Below are 22,173 nucleotides of genomic sequence, written 5' to 3'. Positions count from 1 at the left end.
GGCAAATACATTTTATCTCAAATAACAAAATATTATTATAAGCTTACTTTTAAACATGAAGTACTAGAGCCTTATACACCAAATACAGTAAAAAAGGATAAGCAGTGAAATTATCAGGTTTAGGGGTTTGGAACCTTTATTTTTTAGTTAAGTTTGCTCTGTTTTATTACGGTGCAATTGATTTTAACGTACTAACTAATGCCGCTTTTGCTGCATTGCTTGCGATTAAATTTAAACAGCCAATAATAGAGAAGGCAAAACATATACTAGGTGCTGTGTTTGCTGTGGTATTACTTTATCAAGACTCATGGTTGCCACCAATAAATAGGTTGACTAAACAAGCAGGTAACGTTCAAGAGTTTAGTTTTGGTTATTTTATCGAGCTATTAACCCGAGTTATTAGCGTTGATATGTTGTTGGCTCTGTTCGTAATTAGTGTGTGTTTTTGGTATACATCGCAATGGATACGCTTTACCACCGTGACTATTGTTGGGCTGTTAGTTGTAGGGTGGCAAGGAAATAACTCTCAATCACAGTTCGTTAATAATGTGGCTAACCCTGAACCGGTTACTCAAAATCAAAGTAATCCTCAAACGCAAGTGATCACTCAGGCAGCGCAATCTCCTGATCAAAAATTAGCTGATTTTTACCAACAACAAAGCTTACTAATGAGCCACTTTCCAAACCAAGTGAATGGTGAGCTGTTTGATGTAATTATTTTGAACATATGCTCAATGGCTGTTGCTGATTTAAATGCTATTGGTGTAAGTGTTACTGATATGTATAAAGACTTTGATGTGGTGTTTTCAGACTTTAACTCGGCTACGTCATACAGTGGGCCCGCTGCGGTAAGACTGCTGCGCGCTAGTTGTGGGCAAACGAGTCAAACAGCATTATTTAAAGAGGCACCTGAACAATGTCACTTGTTTAAAAACCTAGAAAAACTAGGTTATCAAAACAATGTTGTGATGAATCATGACGGACATTTTGATGAGTTTAAAGGTTTAATAAATAAGTACGGTGGTCTAGATAGCACGCCATTTAATATAGATTCAATGCCAGTGGCGCTACGAGGTTTTGATAATAGTCCTATTTACTCAGATGAAGCTGTGCTGGATGGTTGGTTAGAGCAAGCTGAAGATTGTAAGCCGTGTGCGATGTACTACAACACCACAAGTTTACATGATGGTAATCAGCTAGAGAACCAACCAAGGGTTAATAGTAAAGAGACATACCCAATCAGACATAAAAACTTGTTTGCTGATATTAACCAATTTGTAAAAAAATTAGAAAAACGCGGTCGCAACGTTATGTTAATGATAGTGCCTGAACACGGCGCTAATTTAAAAGGTGACAAAGTACAGTTTGCAGGTTTACGTGAAATCCCAAGCCCAGCAATTGTGTCGGTACCTGTAGCAATTAAATTTATAGGCCCAGACGTACAAAACTACTCGCAAATTGTGGTTGATGATTCAACAAGTTACTTTGCGCTTTCAGAGCTGGTAAGTAAGGCGCTGCAAACTGATGTATTTGGTGGGAATAATAGTGTTGCTAATTTGCTTGAAAACCTACCTACAGCACCTAAGGTTGCTGAAAACGAAGGCACAATAATGATGTATGTTAACCAAAGACCATTTATACAATTAGATGGTGGTGATTGGTCTGCTTACCCACAAGGTAAGTAGTCACATAATAAGATTTAACAAATAGCACTGGTATAGTTAAATATCAGTGCTACTTTTCTTCATTTAATTACACTTCAACTTATCGCTTTCGCAGTCTGTTTCGTCCAAAAATGTTTACAATAAGCTACCTTCTCAAAGCGACTTAGCGTATTATTCAGCTAATATAGTTTTTCCTTCTTTGAGGATGTATGCGTCTAGATATTCACTGTGCTGATCGAATTGGTATTGCTCAAGAAATCCTTAATATATTAGTTAACTACAGCGTTGATCTAAAAGGAATTGAAGTTGATTCTGTAAATTGTCGTATGTACGTTAGTTTTCCCGAAATAGAATTTGAACAATTTCAAAAAATTATGCCATCGATACGTTTAATCGACGGCGTACATGACGTGCGTACCACTGCGTTTTTACCATCTGAGCGTGAACACAACGAATTAAATACTTTGCTACGCGCATTGCCTGATGGCGTTATCTCTATTGATGCTAAAGGTTGGGTACGCTTATGCAACGATGCAGCATGTAAGGACTTACAGTTAATTGAAAAAGAAGTTATTGGTGCAAATATTAATAATTTACTTAAAGGGTTTAACTTTACACGTTGGCTAGAAGGTAAAGAAGTGCTCGGGCAAACCACGCGCGTTGAAGTGGCGGGTGAGGATTTTATTGCAGACATTTTACCAATTGCAGTCCCCCAAGGTAGTGAGGGGGATGTGCTTGCGGGTGCGGTTATTAACATTAAATCGCAAAGCCGCTTAGGGCAGCAGGTCAGTGCATTTAGACGCTACGGGCAAGAAAGCTTTGCTACTATTCATAACTTTAGTACGGCAATGCGCCGAGTTGTGCGCGAAGCACGCAAAATGGCGCAACTAGAGGCCCCTATTTTGATTACTGGTGAAACTGGTACAGGTAAAGAGTTATTAGCTAGGGCGTGCCATTACGCATCTAATCGCTCTGTTAAGCCTTTTATTGCGCTATCGTGTGCTTCACTTCCTGATGATGTTGCTGAGTCTGAATTATTTGGTTATGCCGGGTACGAAGAAAACGCAGCGCCAAAGCGTGGTGTATTAGAGCAAGCTGATGGTGGAACTGTATTTTTAGATGAAGTTGGCGAAATGTCGACTCAACTACAAACTAAGTTACTGCGTTTTTTACAAGATGGTACGTTTAGAAAAGTAGGCGATGAGAACGAAGTTAAAGTAAATGTACGTATTGTTGCCGCTACTCAAAAAGACTTACCTGCAATGGTACAAGAAGGGGTTTTTAGAGAAGACTTATATTACCGTATAAACGTGCTTACTTTAGAAATAGCGCCACTAAGAGATAGAAAAGCAGATGTAGGGCCACTTGCAGAGCATTTTATTCAAAAATACGCACAACAAAATGGTCATGCAATTCCTGTTTTATCACAAGAATGTTTAAGCTTTTTACAAGAGTACCCGTGGCCTGGAAATGTACGTCAGCTGGAAAATGCAATTTACCGTGCAGTGTCGTTACTAGATGATAGCGAGCTTCGCGTAGAGCATTTGCAGTTACCAACTTTTACTCATGATTTAGGGTATTTAGAGTCTGATTTTGAAGGCTCACTAGATCAAGCTGTTAAACGTTTTGAGGCGACTTTACTTCGCAAACTCTACCCCGCTTACCCAAGCTCACGTCAGTTAGCTAAGCGATTGGGCCTAAGTCACACCGCTGTAGCTAATAAGTTACGTGATTACGGGATTAATCGAAAAACAGTAAAAGTGTAATTGACTTAAAGAAATTAAAATATGGGGACTAATTTTTAGTGCCCATATTTTTTGTTACCCCATCAATTGCAATCGTCTCAATACCTTCTTCGTTAAAGTTCATTACGATACTGGCGTTATTACGAGTGAAAAAATAGCTACGGCCATTTAGCTCAATAACATAGTCACCTTTCACCGGATCGCTAAACTGCTGCTTTTTTAGAGTGACTGTATGTTCGCCAATTTGCCATTCAAACTCCTCAATAAACCCATTATTAAATTCTTGAACCCATACTTGGCTGTCATCTTTTGAAAGCGTGATGGCGACAGAATAAGAGCTAGGAATTTGCTCCATATTGTAACTTTTAGATCCAATAGTGAATTTCTCAGCTTTTTGCTGCCATTCAAAACCAAATTTAAATTCTTTAACTACACCGGTAGGGTAAGTTACTGAGCCTTTACCTGGTAACGAGAAATCGGCAAAAGCATTGTAGCTAGGGGCTAATAGGGCCAGTGCAGCGATAATTTTTAGTTTTGATTTCATTAGCTATCTTTTTTATTGTAATAATGATTTAAGATTAAAGTAGAATATTCGTCTTCGCAAGGGGCTATGCTACACTCGAATAAATTTAACTGGTAAGACCTTTTTTGTGAACTTATATATTCGACTTTTATTATTATTTTTCAAAATTAAACGCAATAAGCAATATCAAAATCTACTTGATACAGTAGATATTGATTACAAAGCTTTGCCGACTGATTGTGATATTAATTTACATTTAACAAACTCACGTTATCTTGCGATGATGGATTTATCTCGCACGTGGATGACGGAGCGTGTTGGCTTACTAAAGCAAATAATGAAGCGTCGTTGGTTTCCGATTGTTAACGCAACTGCTATTACTTATATCCGCGATATTAAACCTATGCAGCGATATACAATAAGTACTAAGTTAGTTGGCTGGGATCATAAATACTTTTATATTGAGCAAAAGTTTCACTCAGAGCGAGGCTTACATGCTATTGCTTATGTACGCGGTGTATTTAAAAGTAAAAAGGGTATTATAAGCATTGAAGAAATGCTTGAAGTTGCTGGTTTTGATGGGCAAACACCTATATTGCCAAGTGAAGTAATGCACTGGAAAGAAATGTTAGAGCAGAAAAAGTTAAGTAACCTGCCCTAATCTCTACAAATGAAAAAAAAGGCCTTTCGGCCTTTTAACACACATTGTAATTGGGCAACTATGTACTACTTTATATATGCTTTAAAAGCTGTACCTAACACCAAACATAGCCACAACAGGATCAAGCTCAACAGTTGATGTAAGCGCTTTTGCACCATTAGCATGAACAGTGGCATCGGTATCAATATCCATAATTGATACCATGGCGTGTAAACCCCAGTTTTTATCAATTTTATAGTTAGCACCTACCTGAGCCATAAAGCCAAACGAATCATCTAACTTTACTTCTACATCGTCTGTTCCTAGTGTTGCTTTAAGTGCTTGAGAGGGTTGCTCATCAAAAAATGCAGTGTAGTTTATGCCTACGCCTATAAAAGGTCTTAGCGCATAGCTTGTATCTAAAAAGTGGTATTGTGCAACCAATGACGGTGGAAGTTGTTTTATATCTGCAATTTTATTGCCTGCTAAGCCGCCTGCGCCATTTACATCGTGTGAAAACGGTGTTGCTGCTATCAGTTCTAACACCCATTGATCGTTAAATGCATAATCTACGGTGATACCTAGTTGAGTATCTGAATCACCTTTAAGGCCTAGCGTAGGTGCTTCATTAATCGCTGAGCTACTGTTATCAGGGTTTACGTTAATAGCGCCAACATTTACGCTAAAGTTAGCGTGTGCAGCTGGAGAGAGTGCTAATAAAGAGGTTAATAATGCGATGCTAATTTGAGTTTTCATGTTGTTCTCCAAGAACTACTATTTAATTAGCGCTATTATTACCGAGCAATAAATATGAAAACCTGTTCTAGATCAAAGTTTAAAAAGCATTTGAAGCTTATAAAATGTTTTATTGATTTAGATTAATTTTAGTGTCGTTATGCTTTTGTAAAGATTGACATATTTATTTAATTAACAGTCACATGAATATATTAAGGCAGGCACTGCCTTGCCATAATCTCGTGTTTAATCAGGGCCTTAATAAACAAGAAAATATATTTTTAGCAGGGCTCAAAAATAATTAAAACACCCGACACTTAAAAAAGTATTGGAAGACTTAAATGCGATTGAGTCGGTATTTATAATTAAATATAAACCGAGTACTTTATAAGGCATAAAATACTCGGTTCACTGACTTTACTTATCAATAGTTATTCTAAATAACGTTTAGCTTTGTTTTCTTTAACACTTTTAAGATCGACTAATACCAATCCATCAATACAATTATTAAAATCGGGATCAATGCTAAAGCTTAAAAATTGTACGCCGCCAGGGTTGCAAAGCTCAGTGTATTGTTTAAATAAAGTAGGGACTTGAGCGCCCATATTAGCTAACACATGTTTTAACTCTACAAAATCTTCTTTAACATCGTTTCCATTAAAAAGAATATTGCATTGCGTTAGCTGTTGCTCAGTTAATTTGAGCTCATTATTGGGCGTAGCTAGTTCTATGCTGCTTTTATAATAATGTTGATAGTAATAAACGAGCATGGCTTTGGCTTGCTCAGGTAGGGCGTTGGACACGCTTACAGCCCCAAATAAATACCTATACTGTGGGTAGTTTTTTATAAAAGCACCAATACCGTACCATAAATAGTCGAGACTCTTACGTCCCCAATACTTAGGCTGTACAAAACTTCGACCAAGCTCAATTCCTTGTTTTAGATAGGGCGTCATAGCGTCGGTATAAGAAAATAAGCTATCAGTATACAAACCTTCGCGACCATGTTTTTGTATTATCTGTTGTGCGCAGGCTAATCGATAAGCACCTACTAGCTCTAGTTGCATAGGGTCCCACAGTACAAGGTGTTGGTAATCCATATCGTATTTATCTATATCACGACGCTTACCGCTTCCTTCACCTACTGCTCTAAATGCTATTTCTCTGAGGCGTCCTAGCTCTCTAAAAATAGGTGAACTACCTACATATTGATATAGATGAATGTGCATGCCATCGTGTGTTTTACCCAGAAGCTGACATTGCTCAATTGCTCTTTTTAGTTCTTTTCTACACTCAGGCACAGCAATAGGTGTTTGTGTTTTTAGCGGCAGTGTTTTTTTAGTTGTAAGCCTATAAAGCTGTTTACGTATGAGGTTTACAATTTCTTTATCTTTAAGGTTTTCTATTAAGTAGGACTCAGGAGGGATAGAAGCACCAATCTCAAACTCTAAAGATTTTTTGCGCTGCTTAAACATTTCTGTCACTAATAGTAAACTTGCCAGAGGCTTATAAATCATTGATGTGCCGTAAAAAAGTGGACTATTTTTGGCTTTAATAAAAATAGGTAAAATGGGGCAGTTGGCTTTTTTTGCCATACGTAAAAAACCGCTATTCCATTTGCAATCCTTAATACCGGTTGGTCCTAGACGCGACACTTCCCCTGCAGGAAATACAAGTAAGGCACCTCCACCTTTTAAATGGTTTTGTATATTACTAAGCTCTTGCTTTTTACTCATACCAGATAAGTTATCAACAGGGAGTAAAAGAGAATGCATTGCGCTGACCGACATTAACATGCGGTTTGCGACTACTTTTAAATCTTGCCTTACTGTAGAGAGTACTTTGATAAGTGCTAAAGCATCTAGTGAACCAATAGGGTGGTTAGCAACAATAACAAGTTTACCCTCGTTAGGAATATGTTCTATCTGCTTAGGTTTATAGCGTGTATCAAAATTGAGTTCATCAAGTACTTGCTCAACAAATTCTAACCCTTGTAGGTGAGGGTAGGTATTACCAAAGGTGATAAACTCTTGCTCATGCAATAAGTAACCTAAGCCCTTTTTTACTAAACCTTTTACTTTTGGAGAGTTCTCTAGTTGTGGTAAGTTTGCTGCAATTACTTTATCAACACTTATCATATTAACCTCATATTCCGTTTGGTCTATTCGCTATACATGTAAGATTAAAAAAAGGGTGTGACAGTTACTTTGCAGTAGTGTGACTTTTTAAAGTACTAAATTATAAACTGTGAATTGCTAGGAGAATTTATGTCGGTATTGGTGGCTATAACGGGGCGCAACAACGAAAAGCTAATAACGAAGTTACAAGAGCGATTACCAAATACATTGATAGAGCAATGGCCTGATTGCAAAAACGCAAATAATGTGGATTTTGTACTTGCGTGGAATGCTCCTGAGTCTCTGTGGCCGCAGCTGCCTAACTTAAAAGCTGTGTCGTCATTTGGTGCAGGCGTAGACAGTATCGATTTAACATTATTACCTGAACATGTCGAAGTAGTACGTATTGTTGACATGCAACTAGCTGAAGATATGGCGGAATATGTACTTACACATGTCTTAGCTCAAAAATTACGCTTAAAAGAGTATTACACTAAACAAACACAGCAAGCATGGAAGCCAAAACGAGCTTTTAGTAATAAACATGTTGGTATACTTGGATTTGGCGAATTAGGTAAAGCATGTGCGCAAAAACTTGTAACTAATGGTTTTAAAGTAAGTGCCTGGGCGCAAAGTAATAAAAACACGACTAATGTCGAGGTTTATTATGGCGATGAAGGACTTAGCGATATGCTTTCTGACGTTGACTACCTTGTATGTCTATTACCCCTTACGCAAGCAACTACAGGCATTATTGATCACTCAATGCTCGCTAAGCTACCTTCACATGCTGTTGTTATTAATGTGGCACGTGGCGCTCATGTGGTTGAGCAAGATTTATTAAATGCATTAAATAGCGATAGCTTACGCGCTGCTACCTTGGATGTTTTTGACCAAGAACCTTTAACGCAGAACCATCCTTACTGGGGAAACCCCAAAATAACACTTACACCACATTGTGCAGCGCTATCTGATTTAAGTAGCGTTATAGACCAAATAGCCGATAATATTGAACGTTCGAATATGGGCTTAGCACTCAATAATTCAGTGGATAGAACTAAAGGTTATTAGCTGATAGCTAATTAGTTTAAAAAACAGCTTGTTAACATTTGTAATTTTCATTAGTGTAAAAGATATTCTCACTAATAAAAATATAAAGAGGGTGTTATGAAATCCAGTCAAAGTGGGGCTAAATTAAGCCTCGTTGTTATTTCAATTATTGTGCTAGGTGTTTCAGCTTGGTTTAATCAGGCTAACGCTGAAGATAGTCCATCTAAAACACAAACCCAAAGTGAATTAACAATAGCAGATTAACCTAGCTTATTAGGTATTTTCGGTTTTCGTCTTTCTTCTCGTTTCTCTCAACAGTACATGCTCAGCACCATTATTGTAGTGGTGCTTTAGTGGCGTTTAATATTGTCCTGATCCAACGTGTTTCTAATATTTTAAAAATTCGCAATAAAAAAGCCCAGCAATGCTGGGCTATTAAATATTCTAAGGAAAAGTTGTTAACTTTGAGTTACATTAAATTGCCCGAATGTATAAACTTTAAACAAGTAAAAAGTGTTGATCAACACTAAACTCATATTTGAAATAACGCTCGACGACATAAGATCTAGGCTAAATGATAAGAACAATAAACCACATGCACTAATGGCGGCAACGCGCAGCAGTGTTATCTGGTTAATAAAGAATGCACCTAAACCTAGTGCAAGTAGTGTAGTATTTAAAAGCCAATCTAGCTCGTTTAGCATGGTCGTTTCAATAGTTCAGTTGTTGAAAAAAGGAGCGCCATTATGTTGATCTTTTGCACACCTTTCAACCAAGTAATTTTAAATTTTCAGATTAGTTTTTTTAATGCTAAAAGTAACTGCCAATTGCTGAAAACAAACCATTGTCAGCAATTACTTGATACTTTTGACAGCTCTGTGGTTTTTGTAAATCACTGCATAAATAAAGGGATTCACGGCTAGAGTCATAGTTGGGGTGCAAGTTGGAATCAATTAAAGTAGCTCCGTAACCTAAAAGTCCAGGCCAGTAAACACTCTCACTTACCATCCCTAATTTTTTATAGGTGAGCAAGGTTGGTTTTGGAAAAGCTAAAATTATTACAATAACAATGGCCAGAGATATAAATAGCCCCTTTTTTGACTTTGTTTTTTGGCTAGTGCCATTGTTTGTGTTTGTTTTTTCCTCTGCGGGTATAGAGCGCTGAGTAGGGCGTTGCGGCTTTCTTTTTTGCGCTGTTTTTTTTCTTGTTGGTGTTTTACCTAGCAACGACTGTTTATTTGGGGTTTTAGACATAAAGCAAATCTGGCCTTTTTTCCGTAGGTCTCTATAATTAAATGAGCAAATTTATATACTAAGCTAATTATTATGATAACTTAAAGTTAGCTTATAGCCTACGAGGAATAAAGATGAATACGCAGCTATCAATTTTAATTGTAGATGACGTTAGCACAGTGCGTAGTTTTTTGAGCCAAACGCTCATGCACTTAGGGATAGATAACGTAAAGGAAGCATCTACTGCCTCACAATGTATTAGTGAGTGCCAGGCTGCAAATTATAATATCATTTTTTTAGACATAGAACTGCCGGACGGCGATGGCAAAGATTTGATTGCACAAATCAATGAATTAAGCCCTGAGACAAATGTTGTAATGGTATCTGCGCATTCAGGTATTGAAAATGTTAAGGATGCAATTGATAAAGGCGCTAAAGGATTTGTAGTGAAGCCGTTTACACCTAAAAAAATAGCGGCAATGCTTAAGAAGTTTTATCCAGACTTGGAAAATGTATGACACTAATCTGTTTAAATATTTATGTCGACTGTTATTAAAGTACGAGATTAAATCTTAGATAAAAAAAAACCGGCAAAAGCCGGTTTTTTATATTCTGTCAAAAACAAATTATAGAGCTTTAATCTTAGCTGCTATACGGCTCTTATGACGAGCTGCTTTGTTTTTGTGAATTAGACCCTTAGTTGCGTAACGGTCTAGGATAGGTGTAGCAACAGAAAAAGCTTGCTGTGCAGCTTCTTTATCGCCCGCTTCAATAGCAACAATTACTTTTTTGAAGTAAGTGCGCATCATTGAACGACGGCTTGCGTTGTGCTGACGGTTTTTTTCGCTTGTGATAGCGCGTTTTTTTGCAGACTTGATGTTAGCCAAGGTTTGCTCCTAACAATCTTAAAATAAAGCTTAAATTAAAGGCCGTGGAATATGCCTGTTTCTATCATGGATGTCAATTTAAATTTAACAATCCAAGAAAAACTGCACCATATAACGAGCATCAATTTGCCGCTTTAGCAGTTAATATAGACATTGTAACAAAGCACAGACCCCCAGCCTAGTGCTTTAAAGCGATTTATAAAAAAGACTGTGGCATAATCGCCTATCTTGAGGATTTTTGAGTAGGTTTAAGGTGTCAAAAGGTTTATTTCGCTCTGGTATGATTGTTAGTTGTATGACTATGATATCGCGTATTTTAGGGCTCGTTCGAGATGCTGTCGTTGCCAATTTATTAGGCGCAAGTGCAGCGGCTGATGTTTTTTTATTTGCTAACCGTATTCCTAATTTTTTACGCCGTTTATTTGCAGAAGGTGCCTTCGCACAAGCATTCGTACCTGTGCTAAGTGAAATTAAAGAACAGCAAGGCGACGACAAGGTCAGACTTTTTGTTGCACAAGCAGCAGGCACATTAGGAACCATTTTACTAATTGTCACTATTATAGGTGTTGTTGCTTCCCCTGTTATTGCAGCACTATTTGGTACCGGTTGGTTTATAGATTGGTGGCAAGGCGGACCTAATGCCGAAAAATTTGAACTTGCAAGTTCACTACTTAAACTTACATTCCCTTATTTATTTTTTGTAAGCTTAGTTGCACTTAGTGGTGCGGTTATGAATGTGTATAACCGTTTCGCTGTTGCTGCATTTACACCAGTTTTGCTTAATGTTTCTATTATTACGTGTGCAATTTTTTTACATGATAAATTTTCAGTAGGTGCTTATGCACTTGCCATAGGTGTATTTTTCGGTGGTGTAGTGCAGCTACTATTTCAACTACCGTTCTTGTATCGCGCTAAAATGTTGGCGCGTCCGCGCTGGGCATGGCAAGACGAAAACGTAAAAAAAGTACGAAAACTTATGCTACCGGCTTTGTTTGGTGTCTCTATTAGTCAAATTAATTTGTTGCTAGATACCATGATTGCGTCATTACTGATGACGGGTTCAATTGCGTGGCTTTATTATTCAGACCGCTTAATTGAATTTCCGCTGGGATTATTTGGTATTGGTATTGCGACAGTTATTTTACCGGCGCTTTCTAAACTACATAGCAGTAAAAAAAGTAGCGATTTTCAGCATACTCTCGATTGGGGAGTTCGTTTTGTTATATTTTTAGGCCTACCAGCAATGATAGGTTTAATGATCATCAGTCCACTTATTATTACCGTATTGTTCGACCACGGTGCATTTAAAGAAGACAGTATTGATCATGTCAAAGCTGTAAGCTTAGGCGTAGTCGCATATTCGGTCGGACTTGTAAGCTTTATGCTAATAAAAGTACTCGCTCCTGGTTTTTATGCTCGTCAAGATACAAAAACACCGGTGCGTATTGGTATTATTACCTTAGTACTTAATATGGTGTTTAACATTATGCTGGCTCCTTTCATTGGTTATTTAGGGTTGGCACTTGCTACTTCGTTATCGGCTAGCTGCAATGCATTTTTATTATACAGACAGCTTAAAAAAGAAAATGTATACCAGTTCTCATCAATGAGTATGCTTTTTACACTTAAATGTGTTGTTGCAAGTATTGTTATGGGAGCTGTCACATGGTTTGTGAGCAGTTACTATTATTGGGCTACATGGGCCTTTACGCAGCAAGTAATATTATTAGTAGCGCTAGTGGCTTTGGCTGGTATTAGCTACTTTGCAATGCTATTTGTGATGGGCGTTAGACTAAATACGATAAAAAGTGTAGCAATTACTGAATCAAACTAAAAAAAAGATTATAATCGGCAACTCTGCGGCTTTAATCATTTTTTAGCCGTAATTAATAGCTCGCTAAACAAGGCATTAGGTGGCATGGAGTTAATTAGAGGTATACACAATATTCGCCCACACCATTTTGGTTGTGTGTTAACTATTGGTAATTTTGACGGCGTTCATTTAGGCCACGCAGAAGTGTTAAAAGGTTTACTTAGCGATGCTAAAGCGCATAGTTTGCCTAGCACTGTAATGCTGTTTGAACCCCAGCCACAAGAATTTTTTGCTAAAAACAATGCCCCTGCACGGTTAACGCGCTTACGAGATAAGTTACGTTTATTGAGTGATTTAGGTATTGAGCGAGTTATTTGCATTAGCTTTAATCAGCAATTTGCAAACATGCATGCTGAGCAATTCGTTAATGAGATTTTGATTAAAAAGTTAGGTGTTAAAGCACTTACTGTTGGTGATGATTTTAAGTTTGGAAAGCAACGCCAAGGTAACTTTAACTTACTTGCTAGCATGGGCAACCAAGCGGGCATGGATGTAAAAAGCACCGCGAGCTTTCGTCAATTAAATGCTAGAGTAAGCAGCACTTTAATACGAGATGCTTTAGCATCCGGTGACTTAGCGAGTGCTAAAATAATGCTTGGTCACGATTATGCTATTTCTGGGCGTGTTATACATGGCTGGAAAAGAGGACGTGAACTCGGTTTTAGAACGGCAAATATAGCCCTAAAACGCCAAGTGTGTCCTGTCAACGGAGTGTTTGCAGTGCAAGCAACGATTGCAGGAAAACAGATTTTTGGAGTTGCAAATGTAGGTAATAAGCCGACATTTAATGGAACTCGTGCATTATTAGAAGTTCACCTTTTTGATTTTGCACAGGATATTTACGGACAATTTATGCATGTGGAGTTAATAAAAAAACTTCGCGATGAGAAAAAATTCGAGACATTAACACAATTAACGGCGCAAATAGCAACTGATGTTGCTGCCGCTAAGCAGTGTTTTGGTTTAAATCAGGTAGCCGATAGAGACGGAATGTAGGATAAATGAGCGACTATAAACATACTTTGAACTTACCGGAAACACCGTTTCCAATGCGTGGCAATTTGGCACAACGTGAACCAAAAATGCTTAAAGCATGGTATGAGGACGACCTTTATGGTCAAATTCGCAGCGCTAAGAAAGGTAAAAAAACCTTTATTTTGCATGACGGCCCTCCGTATGCAAATGGCGATATCCATTTAGGCCACTCAGTTAATAAGATATTAAAAGATATTATTGTTAAGTCTAAAACATTATCTGACTTTGATTCACCATTAGTTCCAGGTTGGGATTGTCATGGTTTACCAATCGAGTTAATGGTTGAGAAAAAAGTAGGCAAGCCGGGTGTAAAAGTTACTGCGAGTGAGTTTCGTGAAAAATGCCGTGCATACGCTAAAAAACAAGTTGAAGGTCAAAAAGTTGATTTTAAACGTTTAGGCGTATTTGCAGATTGGGATAAGCCATATTTAACAATGAACTTTGACTTTGAAGCGAATGCAATTCGTGTGCTTGGTCGAATTATTGAAAAAGGTCATTTGCATAAAGGCGCCAAGCCTGTGCATTGGTGTACAGACTGTGGCTCTGCATTAGCAGAAGCAGAAGTTGAATACCAAGATAAGCAGTCACCAGCAATCGATGTGCGTTTTACATTTGTTGATCAAGATGCTGTTGTTAGTGCCTTTGATCTAGCTGATGGTCATAAAGGTGAAGGCAGTGTTGGTACTGTTATTTGGACAACAACACCGTGGACGCTTCCTGCAAACCGCGCTGTGGCTGTGCATGCCGATTTAGAGTATGCGTTAGTACAGGTTGAAGATGAAGGCGTACAACAACGCCTAATTTTAGGTTCTGAGCTTGTTAAAGATGCTATGGACCGTTTTGGTTTTAATCACTTTCACGTACTAGGGTATGTAAAAGGTGCAGCGCTTGAAAACTTGCAAGTAGCCCATCCTTTTTATGATTTTAATGTACCAGTGATTGTTGCAGAACACGTAACTACTGATTCAGGTACTGGTGTTGTACATACCGCCCCAGGCCATGGTCAAGAAGATTTCGTGGCAGGCTTAAATTACAACCTTGAAGTGGCTAACCCTGTTGGTGCAAATGGTGTTTATTTACCAGATACCGAACTTTTTGCAGGTCAGCACGTATTTAAGGCGAATGCGAGCGTAATTGAAGTGTTAAAAGAGCGTGGTGCGCTTATGCATCACCATGCGCTTACGCATAGTTACCCACATTGCTGGCGTCATAAAACACCAATCATTTTCCGTGCTACACCACAATGGTTTGTAAGTATGGATCAGGCTAACTTACGTCAAGATTCTCTTGCTGAGATTAAAAACACGCAATGGTTACCAGAGTGGGGCGAAAGCCGTATTTCTAACATGGTTGAAAGCCGCCCAGATTGGTGTATTTCTCGCCAGCGTACTTGGGGCGTTCCTATTGCATTGTTCGTTGATAAAGACACCGGTGCACTTCACCCAAATACACAAGAGCTAATTGCTCAAGCAGCAGAGCTTGTTGAAAAGTCTGGTATACAAGCATGGTACGATTTAGAACCAGCTACTTTACTTGGTGAAGAAGACGCCAAGCAATACATGAAAGTGCAAGATACGCTAGATGTATGGTTTGACTCAGGTGTGTCACACGCTTGTGTAGTAGATGCACGTGAAGACTTGGTTGGTCCGGCTGACTTATACCTTGAAGGTTCTGATCAGCACCGTGGTTGGTTTATGTCATCAATGATGACATCTGTGGCTATTAATGGTCATGCGCCATACCGCCAAGTATTGACTCATGGTTTTACTGTTGATGAAAACGGCCGCAAAATGTCTAAGTCATTAGGTAATGTTATTTCACCACAAAATGTGATGAATAAACTAGGTGCTGACATTCTACGTTTGTGGGTGGCTTCTACCGATTACACGGCAGAAATGACTGTGTCGGATGAAATATTTAAACGCTCAGCCGATCGTTACCGCCGTATTCGTAACACCAGCCGTTACTTGCTTGCTAACCTAAATGGTTTTAACCCAGAAACAGATCAAGTAGCTGTTGATGATATGGTTGAGCTTGATAAGTGGATTGTTGGCCGCGCAGCTCAGTTGCAAGACGAGATTTTAGCCGCATACGACAGCTACCAAATGCTATTAGTAACTCAAAAGCTAATGAACTTCTGTACGGGTGAGCTTGGCTCGTTCTATTTAGATGTTATTAAAGATCGTCAATATACAGCTAAGAGTGATAGCCATGCACGTCGTTCATGTCAAACTGCGCTTTATCATATCGCAGAAGCAATGACGCGTTGGATGGCACCTATTATGAGCTTTACCGCACAAGAAATTTGGGAAGCGTTACCGGGTGAGCGTAGTGACTACGTATTTACATCAGTTTGGTACGATGGCTTACAAGCGCCAACAAATAGCCAATTTAGTAACGATGATTGGTTAGAGATTTTAACTGTACGTGACGAAGTAAACCGCTTATTAGAAGCTGCACGTAAAGAAGAAGTAATTGGTGCAACACTTCAAGCAACGGTGAATTTATTTACGGGTAAAGAGCTTGCCGCTAAATTAAACGCGCTTGGTGATGAACTGCGTTTTGTATTGTTAACATCAGCGGTGAATGTTACTGAAGTTGATAGCCAGCCTGCAGATACACAAGCTACCGAAATTGAAGGTTTGTTCATTAGCGTTGCTGCAACAGATGCTGCTAAATGTGAGCGTTGTTGGCATTATAGCGAAGATGTAGGTGTTGAGCCTGCTCATCCTGAAATTTGTGGTCGTTGTGTAAGTAATGTTGACGGCGAAGGTGAAAAGCGTCAATTCGCTTAGGAGTTATTCTTAGTGAGCAAACTAGCCCAAAAAAGTGGTTTAGTGTGGCTTTGGTTGAGTCTATTACTTTTAGTAATAGACTTTGCCAGTAAAACACTTGTTGTAGGGACTATGGCTTATCAAGAGTCTATAAACTTACTCCCTGTTTTTAGTATTACTTATGTACATAACTATGGTGCGGCTTATAGCTTTTTAAGTGAAGCGGGTGGTTGGCAGCGTTGGTTTTTAAGTGCAATTGCCGTTGCTATTAGTACTTTGCTTGTATGGTGGCTAAAACGCTTACCTGCTACAAATAAAGTACTATGCGGTGCTTATGCAATGGTACTTGCTGGCGCTATTGGTAATTTATACGATCGTATTGCGTATGGTTATGTAATCGACTTTATTCACGTTTTTTATAAAGACTCACATTTTCCTGTATTCAATATTGCCGATTGCGCTATTTGTATTGGCGCAGCATTATTGTTATTTGACGCCTTCACCGGCGAGAGTCCAAAGGAGCATAAAGCATGAGCCAAGCTGTAATTGGTGAAAACTCGCAAGTTATTTTCCATTTTTCTATTAAATTAGAAGATGGCTCTGCCGCTGATTCTACCAAGGTGCACAACAAACCTGCTAAATTAACAATGGGTGATGGCAGCTTAACGGCAAACTTCGAAAAGTGTTTATTAGGGCTAACTGCAGGCGAAAGTAAAACGTTTGAATTAGAACCTGAAGATGCTTTTGGTCAGCCAAACCCAGATAATATTTACTACGTTGACCGTAGTAAGTTTGGTCCAGAAACACCAGCTAAGGTAGGTGCAATTATTGCGTTTACTCAACCTGATGGCACTGAGCTTCCTGGTTTAGTCCGCGAAGTGCAAGGTGAGTCGGTAACGATTGATTTTAATCACCCTTTATCTGGCCAGCGTTTAACGTTTGAAGTTGATATTATTGAGGTGGAAGGTTAATGGAAATATTACTAGCTAATCCTCGCGGCTTTTGCGCTGGTGTTGACCGTGCTATTAGTATTGTTGAGCGCGCTTTAGATATTTTTGAAAAGCCAATTTATGTTCGCCACGAAGTAGTACATAACCGCTATGTGGTTGATGGACTAAAAAGCCGTGGTGCGGTATTTGTTGAAGAGCTTGATCAAGTACCTGACGACAGTATTGTTATTTTTAGCGCACATGGCGTATCGCAAGCGGTTCGCAGCGAGGCTAAACGTCGTGATTTAAAAGTATTTGATGCAACGTGTCCGCTTGTAACTAAAGTGCATATGGAAGTTACACGTGCGAGTCGCAAAGGTATTGAGTGTATTTTAATTGGACATCATGGTCACCCTGAAGTAGAGGGAACAATGGGACAATATGATAACTCAGACGGTGGTATTTATCTTGTTGAAACTGTTGATGATGTTGTTGCGCTTAATGTAAAAAATGCTGAAAATCTTTTTTACTGTAGTCAAACGACTTTATCAGTTGATGATACTGCTGATGTTATTGATGCACTACGCAATAAGTTTCCATCAATTGACGGACCTCGTAAAGATGATATTTGTTATGCAACGCAAAATCGTCAGGATGCTGTTCGTGACTTAGCTGACAAAGTTGATGTGCTATTAGTTGTTGGCGCTAAAAACAGCTCTAACTCTAATCGCTTACGTGAACTTGCAGATAAAATGGGCACTGTTGCTTATTTAATTGATGATGCAACTGATGTGCAAGAGCAGTGGGTTTTAGGTTCTAAATCAGTGGGTGTAACTGCGGGTGCATCTGCGCCAGAAGTACTTGTACAACAAGTTATAAGCCGATTAAAAGATCTTGGTGGTACGCAGGTTGTTGAAAACCCAGGCGAAGAAGAGAATATCGTATTTGCTGTTCCTGTAGAGCTACGTTAATTTAAAATTTAGATTATAGGAGAGTCGTTATGAGCAAGTCACTAAAAGATGATGGTTTGCTTTTTTCGGCTCTTTTTAATGAGCGAGGCGTACTAGCTTCGCTTATTGTTTCTCAAGTTATTGCTATTGTTTTAGCCTTTGCACCCAATGTAGAAGGCGATATTTGGCTTCGACTTGGGATCATTAGTTTGTTTATGCATTTAATTGTTTTAGTCGGTACCTCTTCTTTATACTTTTGTCGTTTTTTTTTACAAAACCGTACTCAAGCTTTTCAGTTAGGTTTGTTTTTTATCTTTTTTTTATTATCTACGTGCATTTTTAGTATTTTATTTTCCCATTTTGCTTTTGATATAGATGATACAGATAACTTAATTTATTTCACACTTCGCAATTGCATTATAGTGGCTTTGCTGGCGGCTTTATTCGTCCAATTTTTATTAATTCATTTTGAAAAAGAGCAGCAAACTAAAGCGCTTTCTCGAGCTGAGCTTGATGCCTTGCAAGCTAGAATACGTCCTCATTTTTTATATAATAGTTTAAACACTGCTGCAGAGCTTACTCATCATGATGCCGATGCGGCAGAGCAGGCTATTTTAGCATTAGCCGCCTTATCGCAGGCTGCAATGCACTCAGGAAAAAATGTATCTCTTGACGATGAAATAACGCTGAGTAAGCAATATATAGCACTTGAAACATGGCGTTTCGGTAATCGCTTAAGAGTTAATTGGCAAATACCTAATGAACTACCTGCATTGAGTATTCCTTGTTTAACCCTGCAGCCATTAATTGAAAATGCAGTATGCCACGGTGTTGAAACAAGTGAGCATGGTGCAGAAATAAAAGTAGAGCTACATATAACTACCGGCTATATAACCATGATTGTTTCTAACCCTGTAACAATTTCTAATGCTCAAACTAGGCCTAATAACGGCATGGCGCTTGAAAATATTCGCCAGCGATTAAATATTTATTATAAAAATAAAGCGCAGCTAACAATTACTAATAAAAATGATGTGTTTAGGGTCAAGGTTGTGATCCCTAAGCTAATTGAGGGCAGTGTATGAACGTACTCATTGTAGATGATGAACCTCTTGCGAGATCGCGCTTAATTCGTTTGTTGGCTCATGATAAAAGTATAGTTGTACAAGGCGAGGCAAGTAATGGTAATGAAGCTCTAGTACTTGCTAAAAAGCAAACGCCAGATTTGATTTTTTTAGATGTTGATATGCCTGGTATGAATGGTTTGCAAGTTGCTAATGAGCTCAATAGTTTAACTCTACCTCCTGCTATTGTTTTTATAACTGCTCACCCTGAGCATGCCTTCGATGCTTTACAATTAAGCGCTGCAGGCTATTTAGTTAAACCTATTTCAGAGCAATCATTGCAAAAGGTGCTTAAGCAAGTTGGGCGCTTAAATAAAGTACATATTCAAAAACAACAAAATGCAAAAATCTCTTATCAGCTCGCTGGTACTCTACGCAGTGTTGATATAAATGATGTTTTGTATTTTAGTGCCGAAGAAAAGTATACCAAAATGATATTCTGTGGTGGAGAAGCTTTACTTGAACAAAGTCTAAAACAATTAGAGTTACAATATCCTACACATATTTTGCGAATTCATCGCAATACATTGGTTAATAAACAAAAAGTAATTGCTTTGCATTCAAAAGCGAATGGCAATCATATGATTGAGCTACAAGGGGGCCGTGAGCTATTGCCAGTGAGCCGCCGTGAGCTTAAATTAGTTAAAAATTCGCTTTAGGCTTACCTTGCAATTAACTCCCCCCTGATTTAAATACATTTGAGCTTTAATTATCAACGGTGTTATTGAATAAACAGATTTAATTAACCGTTTATCAACAAATATAACCGCTTGTCTTAGTCCTCATTGATTCCTCAAATAAATAACATAAACTTATAATCAGATAATTTTTATTTGGTTTTATTATGCAATCACCTCACATAAAAGTGCAAAGAGGCTTCACTCTGATTGAAGTGCTAATTGCATTTATTATTCTTAGTTTTGGCCTTCTAGGCGCAGTTGCTTTGCAAGCAAAAGCAAAGCAAGCAAGTTTTGATTCTATGCAGCGTGCTGCTGCAGTTGCACTTGGTAATGATATTGTGCAGCGTATCCGTGCTAACGATACCCCGCAAATAGCCGGACTGTACACACAGACATTTGATAGTGAAACTGCTACTACAACCTCGCAGGCGTGCTTTACAAACACTTGTAGCGCAGCGCAAGTTGCGGCGTTAGATCTTGAGCAGTGGAAAAGAGCTATAAGAGCTCGAGAAAATACGGGAACTTTAGATGGTGCTACCGTATGTATTGCACCTACCGCAGTTGCTGGTTCGGGTGGTAAAGCATTTAATTTAGAAGTAATTGTTTCGTGGCAAGGTCGACAAGAGTTCAATGCAAATGATGCTACTGGCGCTATAAAGTGTGGAACGGCTGACAAAAAGCGCCGCTTAGTTGTTTTAACTAGTTATATTTACCTTAGGAGCTAACATGAAGCAAAAAGGTTTTACACTTGTAGAAATGATGATTTCATTATTTATTGGTGGATTAATACTAGGTGGCGTTATGTTTACCTATATAGGAATGAAAGTAACCACTAAAGATACGATGACTATTGGTGAGCTTCAAGAATCAGGGCGCCTTGCAATTAACATTATGCAACGTGATATTGAACAAATTGGCTTTTGGGGAACTTATTATGACGATTCGTTCATCGCAATAAACACAGATACACTAGCAAACCCTGGAACAGACTGCTTTGAAGGATTAAATAATGGGAGTTTCCCTGATTTTGCTACAGCTAGTAATTTTAGAACTATTTACGCAAAGGTTGCAGGCGAATCAAAAGAGCTTAACTGTCTAAATAATCCGATTAAAAGCACTGACATTATTCAATTAAAATTTTTACAAGGCAAGAGTTTAACAGTTAATGCAGTAACTAATGAGACTCAGGCCGATGAAAACTACTTTGTAGCTGAGCAAGAGAAAGCTCAATTTTTCCGTGGAACGGTTAACGCTGCTTCTCTTAATGTTAATGCAACTGTTTGGCCTTATAGCCATCATGTTTATTATCTATCAGAACAAACTTATAAAGTTAATAATAAGAATTTAACTGTACCTGCATTAATGAGAAAGCGCCTTGTTGGTGGAAATATCAACACAGAAACTATTATGGAAGGTGTTGAGAATATGCGGTTTGTTTTTGGTCTTGATACTAACAGTGATAATCGCGTAGATACCTACCGAAGTATTCAAGATATGAAGCATACAGATTGGGAAAATCGTAAAGGTATTTTAACTGTTCAGGTTTTTTTATTAATACGCGCATTGCAGCCAGACCCAGGAGTTAAAATTAAAAACCAAACTTACACATTAGGTGAAGATGAAGACAAGCGTGAATTGAAATTTACCGATAGTTTCAGACGCACAGTGTTTACCACGACTATTCGATTAAATAATGTTGGATCAAATTTATGGCGTATTTAAAACAATTACAAAAAAAACAGCAAGGTGTAGTTCTAATTACAGCTTTAATAATGGTTATTGCAGTGACCGGTATTGCTGTGACACTTATGAGCAGTAGTAGTATTGATATTAAAATTACCAATGCAGCACAAGAGCGCGAAGTAGCCGAAAATGAACTCATTGGTGAAGTGCAACGCATGATCTCTGATGAGGCAAATCAAGGCGCTGATAATCATTTCTTCCTGACTCCCGATGAAGTAACTGCAATCGCGGATGGTGATGACAAAGGTATGGTGATTGCAAATCATGCAGATATGCAAAGCAAAATGACTAACCTGAACAAGGGGGAGCTAGATTTAGAATGCCCTCGACGCTTTAATTTTACAGCAGGTATATCGTGCAATATGTTACAGGTCGCCACTACGATAGAATATGGTTCTAAAAGTAAGCATGAACTAACTATTGTTACAGGTATAGCACAAGAAATGGCCAGCGTAAGCAAGGGGATTTAAG

The 22,173-nt window shown here is 38.4% G+C and carries 23 protein-coding genes; 17 read left to right on the top strand and 6 right to left on the bottom strand.

Annotation, left to right across the window (positions count from 1 at the left end):
• The first annotated feature begins 104 nt into the window (after window positions 1-104).
• Together bcsG and tyrR are read left to right on the top strand one after the other, a co-directional pair.
• A complete protein-coding gene (gene bcsG / locus H5122_RS11245) occupies window positions 105-1,685 on the top strand; it encodes a cellulose biosynthesis protein BcsG (protein WP_182682248.1) in 1,581 nt (526 codons plus the stop codon).
• A gap of 188 nt (window positions 1,686-1,873) precedes the next feature.
• Window positions 1,874-3,430: a transcriptional regulator TyrR gene (tyrR, locus tag H5122_RS11240; protein ID WP_002958215.1), complete on the top strand. Its 1,557-nt coding sequence runs from the start codon at window positions 1,874-1,876 to the stop codon at window positions 3,428-3,430.
• A gap of 28 nt (window positions 3,431-3,458) precedes the next feature.
• On the opposite strand, the gene H5122_RS11235 is transcribed toward tyrR, so the two are convergent.
• On the bottom strand, window positions 3,459-3,953 hold the full coding sequence (locus tag H5122_RS11235) for a hypothetical protein (protein WP_182673719.1): 495 nt from the start codon (window positions 3,951-3,953) through the stop codon (window positions 3,459-3,461).
• 106 nt (window positions 3,954-4,059) lie between these two features.
• Between H5122_RS11235 and H5122_RS11230 the strand changes: the two genes are divergently transcribed.
• Window positions 4,060-4,593, top strand: coding sequence for a thioesterase family protein (locus tag H5122_RS11230; protein WP_002958217.1), 534 nt, complete (start codon window positions 4,060-4,062; stop codon window positions 4,591-4,593).
• An 81-nt stretch (window positions 4,594-4,674) separates the two neighbouring features.
• Here the strand turns inward: H5122_RS11230 and H5122_RS11225 are convergent, their stop codons facing one another.
• Together H5122_RS11225 and H5122_RS11220 are read right to left on the bottom strand one after the other, a co-directional pair.
• Entirely contained in the window at window positions 4,675-5,328 is a 654-nt protein-coding gene (locus H5122_RS11225; protein WP_182682249.1) for an OmpW family protein, read from the bottom strand.
• A gap of 410 nt (window positions 5,329-5,738) precedes the next feature.
• Window positions 5,739-7,445, bottom strand: coding sequence for a lysophospholipid acyltransferase family protein (locus H5122_RS11220; protein ID WP_182682250.1), 1,707 nt, complete (start codon window positions 7,443-7,445; stop codon window positions 5,739-5,741).
• Window positions 7,446-7,574: 129 nt separating this feature from the next.
• Between H5122_RS11220 and H5122_RS11215 the strand changes: the two genes are divergently transcribed.
• Window positions 7,575-8,495, top strand: coding sequence for a glyoxylate/hydroxypyruvate reductase A (locus H5122_RS11215; protein ID WP_182682251.1), 921 nt, complete (start codon window positions 7,575-7,577; stop codon window positions 8,493-8,495).
• Window positions 8,496-8,591: 96 nt separating this feature from the next.
• Window positions 8,592-8,738, top strand: a complete 147-nt coding sequence (locus tag H5122_RS11210) for a hypothetical protein (protein WP_002958221.1) — start codon at window positions 8,592-8,594, stop codon at window positions 8,736-8,738.
• 194 nt (window positions 8,739-8,932) lie between these two features.
• Here the strand turns inward: H5122_RS11210 and H5122_RS11205 are convergent, their stop codons facing one another.
• A complete protein-coding gene (locus H5122_RS11205) occupies window positions 8,933-9,178 on the bottom strand; it encodes a hypothetical protein (RefSeq protein ID WP_002958222.1) in 246 nt (81 codons plus the stop codon).
• Window positions 9,179-9,284: 106 nt separating this feature from the next.
• Window positions 9,285-9,728 (bottom strand): hypothetical protein, encoded by a 444-nt coding sequence (locus tag H5122_RS11200; RefSeq protein WP_182670888.1) that lies wholly within the window; start codon window positions 9,726-9,728, stop codon window positions 9,285-9,287.
• A gap of 113 nt (window positions 9,729-9,841) precedes the next feature.
• Here H5122_RS11200 and H5122_RS11195 point away from each other — a divergent pair, with 113 nt between their 5' ends.
• Entirely contained in the window at window positions 9,842-10,225 is a 384-nt protein-coding gene (locus H5122_RS11195) for a response regulator (RefSeq protein ID WP_002958224.1), read from the top strand.
• Window positions 10,226-10,333: 108 nt separating this feature from the next.
• Here H5122_RS11195 and rpsT read toward each other — a convergent pair whose 3' ends face one another.
• Window positions 10,334-10,594 (bottom strand): 30S ribosomal protein S20, encoded by a 261-nt coding sequence (gene rpsT, locus H5122_RS11190; RefSeq protein ID WP_002958225.1) that lies wholly within the window; start codon window positions 10,592-10,594, stop codon window positions 10,334-10,336.
• 295 nt (window positions 10,595-10,889) lie between these two features.
• On the opposite strand from rpsT, the gene murJ reads away from it, so the two are divergent.
• The 11 genes from murJ to H5122_RS11135 all read left to right on the top strand — a co-directional run bounded on the left by murJ (window position 10,890) and on the right by H5122_RS11135 (window position 22,172).
• A complete protein-coding gene (murJ, locus tag H5122_RS11185) occupies window positions 10,890-12,428 on the top strand; it encodes a murein biosynthesis integral membrane protein MurJ (RefSeq protein WP_404936278.1) in 1,539 nt (512 codons plus the stop codon).
• 84 nt (window positions 12,429-12,512) lie between these two features.
• On the top strand, window positions 12,513-13,463 hold the full coding sequence (gene ribF, locus H5122_RS11180; RefSeq protein ID WP_182682252.1) for a bifunctional riboflavin kinase/FAD synthetase: 951 nt from the start codon (window positions 12,513-12,515) through the stop codon (window positions 13,461-13,463).
• A gap of 5 nt (window positions 13,464-13,468) precedes the next feature.
• Window positions 13,469-16,297 carry an isoleucine--tRNA ligase gene (ileS, locus tag H5122_RS11175; protein WP_182670890.1) on the top strand — a complete coding sequence of 943 codons (2,829 nt, stop codon included), beginning with the start codon at window positions 13,469-13,471 and terminating at the stop codon, window positions 16,295-16,297.
• A gap of 12 nt (window positions 16,298-16,309) precedes the next feature.
• Entirely contained in the window at window positions 16,310-16,810 is a 501-nt protein-coding gene (gene lspA, locus H5122_RS11170; protein WP_182682253.1) for a signal peptidase II, read from the top strand.
• On the top strand, window positions 16,807-17,247 hold the full coding sequence (gene fkpB / locus H5122_RS11165) for an FKBP-type peptidyl-prolyl cis-trans isomerase (RefSeq protein ID WP_002958231.1): 441 nt from the start codon (window positions 16,807-16,809) through the stop codon (window positions 17,245-17,247). Before lspA ends, fkpB begins: the two co-directional genes overlap by 4 nt.
• Window positions 17,247-18,176: a 4-hydroxy-3-methylbut-2-enyl diphosphate reductase gene (gene ispH / locus H5122_RS11160; RefSeq protein ID WP_182682254.1), complete on the top strand. Its 930-nt coding sequence runs from the start codon at window positions 17,247-17,249 to the stop codon at window positions 18,174-18,176. Before fkpB ends, ispH begins: the two co-directional genes overlap by 1 nt.
• A 29-nt stretch (window positions 18,177-18,205) precedes the next feature.
• Entirely contained in the window at window positions 18,206-19,240 is a 1,035-nt protein-coding gene (locus tag H5122_RS11155; protein WP_182682255.1) for a sensor histidine kinase, read from the top strand.
• Complete coding sequence (locus H5122_RS11150) at window positions 19,237-19,938, top strand: LytTR family DNA-binding domain-containing protein (RefSeq protein WP_182682256.1); 702 nt, start codon at window positions 19,237-19,239, stop codon at window positions 19,936-19,938. Before H5122_RS11155 ends, H5122_RS11150 begins: the two co-directional genes overlap by 4 nt.
• Before the next feature lie 185 nt (window positions 19,939-20,123).
• Entirely contained in the window at window positions 20,124-20,684 is a 561-nt protein-coding gene (pilV, locus tag H5122_RS11145) for a type IV pilus modification protein PilV (RefSeq protein WP_182670894.1), read from the top strand.
• Between the two features lies 1 nt (window position 20,685).
• Window positions 20,686-21,681 carry a PilW family protein gene (locus H5122_RS11140; protein WP_182682257.1) on the top strand — a complete coding sequence of 332 codons (996 nt, stop codon included), beginning with the start codon at window positions 20,686-20,688 and terminating at the stop codon, window positions 21,679-21,681.
• Window positions 21,669-22,172: a pilus assembly protein PilX gene (locus tag H5122_RS11135; protein WP_182670896.1), complete on the top strand. Its 504-nt coding sequence runs from the start codon at window positions 21,669-21,671 to the stop codon at window positions 22,170-22,172. The genes H5122_RS11140 and H5122_RS11135 overlap by 13 nt, the downstream gene beginning before the upstream one ends.
• Window position 22,173 lies beyond the last annotated feature (1 nt).

Source organism: Pseudoalteromonas sp. SG43-8, from assembly GCF_014164245.1.
Lineage (GTDB): Bacteria > Pseudomonadota > Gammaproteobacteria > Enterobacterales > Alteromonadaceae > Pseudoalteromonas > Pseudoalteromonas distincta.
Note: the sequence above shows the minus strand (reverse complement) of the source record. Positions and strands in the feature narration are given on the sequence as shown.